At 57.1% G+C, this 7512-nt stretch carries 8 protein-coding genes and 1 pseudogene; all 9 read right to left on the reverse strand.

Annotation, left to right across the window (positions count from 1 at the left end; genetic code table 11):
- Positions 1-2 precede the first annotated feature (2 nt).
- Positions 3-203, reverse strand: coding sequence for a hypothetical protein (locus WB528_RS00865; RefSeq protein ID WP_423886553.1), 201 nt, complete (start codon positions 201-203; stop codon positions 3-5).
- A 79-nt stretch (positions 204-282) separates the two neighbouring features.
- Positions 283-1011 carry an HAD-IA family hydrolase gene (locus WB528_RS00870; RefSeq protein ID WP_423886546.1) on the reverse strand — a complete coding sequence of 243 codons (729 nt, stop codon included), beginning with the start codon at positions 1009-1011 and terminating at the stop codon, positions 283-285.
- The gene (locus WB528_RS00875) at positions 1008-1709 is read right to left on the reverse strand and encodes an HAD family hydrolase (RefSeq protein ID WP_423886547.1); all 702 of its coding nucleotides are present in this window, start codon (positions 1707-1709) and stop codon (positions 1008-1010) included. Before WB528_RS00875 ends, WB528_RS00870 begins: the two co-directional genes overlap by 4 nt.
- Before the next feature lie 2 nt (positions 1710-1711).
- Positions 1712-2377: a ribulose-phosphate 3-epimerase gene (rpe, locus tag WB528_RS00880; protein WP_423886548.1), complete on the reverse strand. Its 666-nt coding sequence runs from the start codon at positions 2375-2377 to the stop codon at positions 1712-1714.
- Positions 2370-3320 (reverse strand): CbbX protein, encoded by a 951-nt coding sequence (cbbX, locus tag WB528_RS00885; protein ID WP_423886552.1) that lies wholly within the window; start codon positions 3318-3320, stop codon positions 2370-2372. The genes rpe and cbbX overlap by 8 nt, the downstream gene beginning before the upstream one ends.
- A 154-nt stretch (positions 3321-3474) precedes the next feature.
- Positions 3475-3894 (reverse strand): ribulose bisphosphate carboxylase small subunit, encoded by a 420-nt coding sequence (locus WB528_RS00890; RefSeq protein ID WP_423886549.1) that lies wholly within the window; start codon positions 3892-3894, stop codon positions 3475-3477.
- Positions 3895-3906: 12 nt separating this feature from the next.
- Positions 3907-5367, reverse strand: coding sequence for a form I ribulose bisphosphate carboxylase large subunit (locus tag WB528_RS00895; protein ID WP_423886550.1), 1461 nt, complete (start codon positions 5365-5367; stop codon positions 3907-3909).
- A 57-nt stretch (positions 5368-5424) separates the two neighbouring features.
- A complete protein-coding gene (gene fba / locus WB528_RS00900) occupies positions 5425-6510 on the reverse strand; it encodes a class II fructose-bisphosphate aldolase (protein ID WP_423886551.1) in 1086 nt (361 codons plus the stop codon).
- Between the two features lie 11 nt (positions 6511-6521).
- A pseudogene (locus tag WB528_RS00905) lies at positions 6522-7491 on the reverse strand (phosphoglycerate kinase).
- Positions 7492-7512 lie beyond the last annotated feature (21 nt).

Raw genomic sequence — 7512 nt, forward strand, 5'->3', positions numbered from 1 at the left:
TCTTAAGGTCCTTGGTTGGGGCGCATGTCGCCCCGGCCACCAGTACGCTCGATCGGGAGCATCTTGTTAATGCAAAGATGGATGCATAGTGCGGCCGGCGGCACCAGCCAGCGGTTGAAGCCGGCCGTCGCGATCGTGCGTTCTCGATCGAGAATGCTACCTTCGAAACCCCGTATCGTGCCGTCCAGTTCGATTGTAGCCATAGTCGTCTCCTCCAAACCAGCTGCGCTTGTGGACATGCTGCCGTTTACAATCCTGTTGTCTTGCGAGCTTCCCCTGCATCTAGATGGACGAGCCGAGCCCCGCTCTCTCGTCTCGCAATTTTCTTGTCAAGCCAAGTATGGCACCAAAGCAAAGTGGATCAGTCACGACAGCGGTTGCGTCGGAAAAATCATCATCCGCAGAATAGAGACTCGGGGTCGCAACGACTGCAATGCCGGCGCTGCGAGCGGCTTGCACACCATTCCAAGAGTCTTCGATCGCGATGGTTTCTTCTGGTCGTTTACGGAGGATCCGCAGAACCTCTTCATAGGCATCTGGCGCTGGTTTTTTACGCGCGACCATGTCACCGCAAACTATCGTCGCAAACCAATTGACAGCGTCCTGGCCAAGGTTGGCAGCGAGCAACGCATCGACATTCGAGCGGCTAGTCGTCGTTGCAATGGCTAGTCTGAACCCGTAATCACGGGCAGCTTGCAAAAGCGTTTCAATTCCAGGTCGAAGCGGAACATTGCCGGCGGCAACGCGCGCAGCATAGAGCTCCGTCTTCCGGCTGTGCAATGCGCGGATGGCCTCGCCGCGTTCGCCCGGCGGCGGAGCCGCCCCCCAGCTTTCGATGTAGTGCAGCATCCGCTCCTTGCCGCCGGTGATGCGCAACAGATTTTGATAGTCCGTATGCGACCAGGCCCAATCAAGACCGGCTTCTGCAAACGCGTCATTGAAAGACATACGATGCGCTTCCTCTGTCTCCGCAAGCGTTCCATCTACATCAAAAATGAGGGCGACGATCATGGCGCTGCCTCCTTGTTTCTTCTGTCAACGATGGCTGTAAGCTCGGATAGTTCGCCCAATTGATATTCCGGCTCAAAGGCAGATATTGGAGATGGATACCCGGGATGCCGCACACGCGCGAAGGGAACCTGGGCCGCAAAGGCCGCTTCGTCGTCGATCGCACTGTCACCTACAAAGACCGTCCGGGAGCTGGTCGCTTTAAGGCGCTGCAGCGCTGCGTAAAGCGGCGCCGGAGAAGGCTTAAGCCCGAAGCCGCTATCGGCGCCAATGATTGAACCGAACATAGGCACAAGCTTCACCTTCTCAAGAATTGCCCGTGCAATCCCTTCCTGCTTATTGGTGCAGATTCCAAGGCTCAGCTTTCGTCGGGCCAAGGCCCCGATGAGCTTTATCGCGCCCGGGAAGAAGACGATGTCGCGTTCCGCGATCGACGCGTAGTTGGCAAGATAGAGCTTTTCCTGAGCTACGATCTGCTCATTCGACAGAATCACTCCCCGCGAAGCGAACGCCGATTCGACGAGTTTGTGCGATCCCCAGCCGACGTGGCGTGCGATCTCTCCCGCGAGAAACGTCTCAAGACCCCTCGCACGTAGCAGCACATTGATTGCAGCAGCGATTTGCGCGGCGGAATCTAGCAAGGTGCCGTCGAGATCAAAAATGATTGCTTCTATGGGACAACAGCGGATTGGAGCGGTCATCCTCAGTCCGCTCCCGCACTACGAATTGCGGCAATATTTCTGCAATACTCAGCTTTGCCACCCTTGAAGATTGCGGAACCGGCAACCAGAACACTGGCGCCTGCCTTGACTAACAGAGGAGCCGTCTCGGGCGTCACACCGCCATCAACCTCGATAACGATAGGTCGGTTGCCGATCATTGCTTTTATGCGTCTTACCTTCTCAACGATCGCCGGGATGAAGGCTTGCCCGCCAAAACCGGGATTGACGCTCATCACCAGTACGAGATCGAGCCTGTCCAAGACGTATTCAATCACGGATTCCGGCGTGTGAGGATTGAGCGAGACGCCCGCTTTCCTGCCGAGCGACCGAATAGCCTGGAGCGAACGGTCGAGATGTTTAGTCGCCTCAGCATGAACTGTGATGATGTCGCAACCCGCTTTGGCGAAGGATTCCAGAAAGCGGTCTACGGGCTCAATCATCAAATGGCAATCAAACACTTTGTCCGAGTGCGGCCGCAATGCCTGGATCACTGCGGGCCCGAACGTGATGTTTGGGACGAAATGCCCATCCATCACATCGAGATGAACCCAGTCGGCGCCCGCTGCCATAACATCCCGGACGTCTTCGCCGAGCCTGGCGAAATCCGCAGAAAGGATGGATGGTGCGATGATGATCGGCTCACGCATCTCGCTCGGGCCCTTTCTCTACTCTCGATTGACCGACTGGATCGGTCTCTGCCTCGACGAAAACGCGGCTTGCGAGAACATCCGGCGGCTCGATAGACATGATCTGGTCGGCCGTCAGCAAACGGTCGAGATCGGAGACAAGCCGGTTGGCTTGGCGCAGCCGTATGCGGTCCAGCGCGTTGCGGATCGAGCGCGCGTTCGAAAAAAGCGGCTGTGTCTTGCGCAGCGCGATATAGCGAACGAAGGCCTCTCGTGCATCCGGGCTGAAGCGGTAATTCTGCTCGCCGAGCATCATCTCGGCGATTGAAAGCAATTCGTCGTCCGCATAGTCGGGGAAATCGATATGATGAGCAATGCGCGAGCGGAACCCCGGGTTGCTTGCAAAGAACTTGTCCATGCGCTCGCCGTATCCGGCCAGGATGACGACCAGATCCGCGCGCTGATTTTCCATCACTTGCAAAAGAATTTCTATGGCTTCCTGACCGTAATCGCGCTCGTTGTCAGGACGATGCAGATAGTATGCTTCATCGATGAACAGCACGCCCCCCATCGCCTTTTTCAATATCTCCTTCGTTTTTGGCGCGGTGTGACCGATATATTGCCCGACCAGATCGTCCCGAGTCACCGAGATGACGTGACTACGTCTCACGAACCCAAGTCTGTGCAGGATATCGGCCATCCGCAACGCGACAGTTGTCTTGCCTGTTCCAGGATTTCCGGTGAATGACATGTGCAATGTTGGCGAGGACGTCGAGAGATTTAACTTGCGGCGTACACGCTCGATCAACAAAAGCGATGAAATTTCTCGAATGCGGGTCTTCACCGGCTTGAGGCCAATCAATTCGCGATCGAGCTGTGCAAGGACATCGCTGATTCCGACCGCGTCCAATTCTTCACGCAGCGAAACTGATGCAGGAAGTGTATCCCGAGGTGCAATGCTCATTGTTTTGCTTTGTTGATCAGACACTATCGCCTCACTCACCTTCGGATAAAGGAATCCCCGCTGTCCCAGCGGCACAACGGGGACTAGGCTTCCAAGCCACTAAACGCATTCAGGGACGATGCGGGACGGCCTGGTATCAGTTTTACTTACGGGGTTAGCCGTAGCGTTGACCTTCGGGCTTATCGACCCCATAGGATTTCGTTGTGTAGCGGACATTTCGTCCAACCACTTCCTGACGCTCGAGCCGGAAGCCCGGCTCGTCCTTCGGCCGGTTGACGATGAAGGAAATCCTGACTGACTCCCAGCCGTGATTGGAATCGAAACCAGACATTCGAATGTAGCGATCGCCATAGGTACGGCGGCAGTCAGCGAGTTCCATCATGACTCCTGCGGCATCCTTCAGATCGAACATCGGAAGACCCCACATCTCCCAGTAGATATTGCGTGGGTGTGGATCGTCGGTGAATTCGATGTTCACTGCCCAGCCCTTGTCGAGGCAATACTGGACCTGTCGAGAAATCTGCTCGTCGGTGAGATCTGGCAGGAATGAAAAACAGCCTTGGGTCACGCGCATTATGTTGCTCCTTTACGTTGAGACGCTGGCGGTGGGGGCATAGTCCGGCATGTCGGTGGATTCGTAGTTGAAGGTGACGTCTTTCCACACCTCCAGCGCCGATTTCAGAGGCGTACAGGTCTGCGCCGCTTTCGCCAGAATTTCCGGCCCTTCATGCAGATAGTCGCGGCCTTCGTTGCGGGCGAGGATCATCGCCTCCAGTGCCACGCGGTTCGCGGTCGCGCCGGCCTGGATGCCCATAGGATGACCGATGGTGCCGCCACCGAATTGCAACACCACATCCTCCCCGAGATGATCCAATAACTGGTGCATCTGGCCGGCGTGGATGCCACCGGACGCAACCGGCATCAGCTTGTTGAGGCTCGCCCAGTTCTGATCGAAGAATATGCCGTGTTCGAGCTGCATCGGATTGAAGTCCTCACGGCAGATGTCGTAATAGCCGCGCGTCGTCGCCGGATCGCCCTCCAGCTTCCCGACCACCGTGCCGGCATGGATGTGATCGACGCCCGCGAGCCGCATCCACTTCGTGATCACGCGGAACGAGACACCATGGTTTCGCTGCCGTGTATAGGTCGAATGACCTGCCCGATGCAGATGCAGGATCATGTCGTTGCGACGCGCCCATTTCGCCATCGACTGAATCGCGGTGTATCCGATCACCAGATCGATCATGATGATGACGGAACCCAGTTCCTTGGCAAACTCGGCGCGCTCATACATATCTTCCATCGTCCCCGCGGTGACGTTGAGATAGGTGCCCTTGATCTCGCCGGACGCGGCCTGCGCCTTGTTGACCGCTTCCATGCAGTACAGAAATCGCTCGCGCCAGTGCATGAACGGTTGCGAGTTGATGTTCTCGTCATCCTTGGTAAAATCGAGACCACCCTTCAGCGCCTCGTAGACCACGCGGCCGTAGTTGCGGCCGGAGAGGCCAAGCTTGGGCTTCACCGTTGCACCCAGCAATGGTCGACCGAACTTGTCGAGCCTCTCGCGCTCTACCACGATGCCGGTCGCCGGTCCCTGAAACGTCTTCACATAGGCAACCGGAAATCGCATGTCCTCAAGCCGCAGCGCCTTTAGCGGTTTGAAGCCGAACACATTACCGATCACCGAAGCCGAGAGGTTCGATATCGATCCGTTCTCGAACAAGTCCAGATCATAGGCGATATAGGCAAAGTATTGCCCGGGCGAGTTCGGCACCGGATCGACGCGGTAGCATTTCGCACGATACTTTTCCGCCGCAGTAAGTCGGTCGGTCCACACTACAGTCCATGTCGCTGTTGAAGATTCGCCGGCGACTGCCGCGGATGCCTCGATCGGATCGACGCCGTCCTGCGGCGTCACCCGGAACAGCGCGATGATGTCGGTGTCCTTTGGCGCATAGTCGGGCTCCCAGTAGCCCATCTTCTTGTATTCCATGACACCGGACTTGTAGCGTTCTTTCCCATGTAACGTAACGGAATGCTCGTTCATTTCATTCTCCTCAGAGACGTTGGCCGGCGCTCGTGTCCGGACTGAAGTTTCCCAATTCTACTCGGCTGCTGTCGCCATAGTTCCGATATGTGGATCGAGAGCGCCCGCGCGATAACGCCTCGCCATTTCCGCCAGCGGAATCACCTTGATCTTCGCGGCATTGCCAGCGGTGCCGAATTGCTCGAACCGCTCGCGGCATAGATCTCGCATCGCGTCCATCGCCGGTTTCAGAAATTTACGTGGATCGAATTCACTTTTTGTCTGCGCCGCGACTTTCCGAAATGCCGCGGTCATCGCTAAGCGACAGTCAGTGTCGATATTGACCTTGCGAACGCCATGCTTGATGCCGCGAATAATTTCTTCGACGGGGACACCCCACGTCTGAGGCATTTCGCCGCCGAACTTGTTGAACATATCTTGCAGAGGCTGCGGCACAGACGACGAGCCGTGCATTACCAGATGGGTGTTCGGAAGCCTGCGATGAATTTCCTCCACCACGTTCATGGCAAGGATGTCGCCATCAGGCTTGCGCGAGAATTTGTAGGCTCCGTGCGAGGTGCCCATGGCGATCGCTAATGCATCGACCTTGGTCGCGCGGACGAAATCCACCGCCTGATCCGGATCTGTCAGCAGTTGATCGTGGCTGACCTTGCCTTCGACGCCGTGGCCGTCCTCCTGTTCGCCACCGCCATGCTCAAGCGAACCGAGCACGCCCAATTCGCCTTCCACTGACGCGCCGATCCAGTGCGCCATGTCGACGACGCGCCGGGTGATGTCAACATTGTATTGATAGTCGGCCGCGCTCTTGGCGTCGGCCTTCAGCGATCCGTCCATCATCACAGATGTGAATCCGTATTGAAGCGCGGTCGCGCAGGTTGCCTCCTCGTTGCCGTGATCCTGATGCATGCAAAGCGGGATCTGCGGATACATCTCCTCCAGCGCGTCGATCATCCTCGAGAGCATGATGTCGTTCGCATAGGAGCGAGCGCCCCGCGACGCCTGGATGATGACAGGCGCATCGACGGTGGCCGCAGCGTCCATGATCGCGAGCCCCTGCTCCATATTGTTGATGTTGAATGCAGGCACGCCGTAACCATACTCAGCTGCGTGGTCGAGCAATTGTCTCAGGGTTATTCGAGCCATCGATGCCTCCGTTAGATGTTGAATGTCCTAAGGATTGCCACACCCGGGAGATCGCGCCCCTCGAGCCATTCCAAAAATGCGCCACCGGCCGTCGAGACATGGCTAAAGCTATCAGTCACATCCGCGGCCGCGAACGCCGCTAGAGTGTCGCCGCCACCGGCTACGGTCAGAAGTTTTCCTGCCTGTGTCAGCCGAGCGGCAGTTTTGGCGAGCGCAAATGTGCCGCGTCCGAACGGTTCGATCTCGAAAGCCCCGACAGGGCCATCCCAGAAAAGCGTTCTGAGATTGCAGAAGAGTTCTTTGATGTCGGCAACCGTCTCTGGACCGATCAAGAACCATCGTGTCTTCCGGCACGGCCCGAACGTTAACGTGAGACGCATCCTTCGCGAACTCTTTGGCGACGACCACGTCCCGAGGCAGGATAACATTGCAACTATAGGCTTCAGCCTGTTTCAAAATGCGTTCGGCTATCGCGCTGCAATTCGGTTCGCAAAGCGACCTTCCAACGGAAATCCCCTGAGCATGCAGGAATGTATTCGCCATGGCGCCGCCGATAATCAACTCATCCACACGCTTTACGGGGTTCTCACGAACCAGGATCTTCGTCGAGACCTTGGCGCCACCGACCGCCGCACCGACAGGCCCGACCGGATTGCTAAGCGCCTGATCCAAAGCAGAACTCTCCGCCTCCATCCCCGGGCCCGCGAAAGACGGCAGTAGTCGCGCGATACCCTCGGTCGAAGCATGCGCGCGATGAGAAACGGAAAACGCGTCATTCACGAAGATATCGCCCAGACCAGCAAGCGCTCGGGAGAAGCCGGGATCGTTGCCTTCTTCACCTGGATGGAACCGAATGTTCTCCATCAGCAGGATGTCCCCAGGCTCGGCAGCCGCGGCCGCCGCATGATGAATACCGTTTCGCCAATCGGTCGGTACAAACTGACCAGCTTTCTTGAGGGATCGTTCGAGCGCGATGCGCAATGGTGCGAGCGAATATTTAAC

The sequence above is a fragment of the Bradyrhizobium sp. genome (genome assembly GCF_049586575.1).
Classification (GTDB): domain Bacteria; phylum Pseudomonadota; class Alphaproteobacteria; order Rhizobiales; family Xanthobacteraceae; genus Bradyrhizobium.

What these genes read in the sequence shown, in the direction of transcription:
- WB528_RS00865 (WP_423886553.1), bottom strand. Translation starts at nt 203, where the DNA reads ATGGCTACAATCGAACTGGACGGCACGATACGGGGTTTCGAAGGTAGC.
- WB528_RS00870 (WP_423886546.1), bottom strand. Translation starts at nt 1,011, where the DNA reads ATGATCGTCGCCCTCATTTTTGATGTAGATGGAACGCTTGCGGAGACA.
- WB528_RS00875 (WP_423886547.1), bottom strand. Translation starts at nt 1,709, where the DNA reads ATGACCGCTCCAATCCGCTGTTGTCCCATAGAAGCAATCATTTTTGAT.
- rpe (WP_423886548.1), bottom strand. Translation starts at nt 2,377, where the DNA reads ATGCGTGAGCCGATCATCATCGCACCATCCATCCTTTCTGCGGATTTC.
- cbbX (WP_423886552.1), bottom strand. Translation starts at nt 3,320, where the DNA reads ATGAGCATTGCACCTCGGGATACACTTCCTGCATCAGTTTCGCTGCGT.
- WB528_RS00890 (WP_423886549.1), bottom strand. Translation starts at nt 3,894, where the DNA reads ATGCGCGTGACCCAAGGCTGTTTTTCATTCCTGCCAGATCTCACCGAC.
- WB528_RS00895 (WP_423886550.1), bottom strand. Translation starts at nt 5,367, where the DNA reads ATGAACGAGCATTCCGTTACGTTACATGGGAAAGAACGCTACAAGTCC.
- fba (WP_423886551.1), bottom strand. Translation starts at nt 6,510, where the DNA reads ATGGCTCGAATAACCCTGAGACAATTGCTCGACCACGCAGCTGAGTAT.